At 67.1% G+C, this 237-nt stretch carries 1 protein-coding gene; it reads right to left on the bottom strand.

Features of this window, described 5'->3' with window-relative positions:
- Nucleotides 1-237, bottom strand: a 237-nt coding sequence (locus CVH10_RS24305) for a cation:proton antiporter (protein WP_181244758.1), incomplete at both ends; no start/stop codon positions are given.

Below are 237 nucleotides of genomic sequence, written 5' to 3'. Positions count from 1 at the left end.
AACATGTACATGCCCACGCCCAGCTGCCCGCCGACGTAGAGCATGCCCAGCGTTTCCTTCGGGAAGAGCGCGCGCTGCACCTCCGGAAACGCCATGCCCAGCAGCGACGGCCCCAGCGCGACGCCGGCGATCATCTCCCCCACCACCTGCGGCTGCCCGAGCTTCTGCGCCAGCCGGCCCACGAGCTGGCAGACCGTGATGATCACGGCGATCTGCAGGAAGAAGTAGACGGAGAGT

The sequence above is a fragment of the Halomonas sp. ND22Bw genome, from assembly GCF_003011945.1.
GTDB classification, from domain to species: domain Bacteria; phylum Pseudomonadota; class Gammaproteobacteria; order Pseudomonadales; family Halomonadaceae; genus Halomonas; species Halomonas halophila.
The sequence above is the reverse complement of the archived record's forward strand: the minus strand, read 5'-3'. Positions and strand labels throughout refer to the sequence as shown.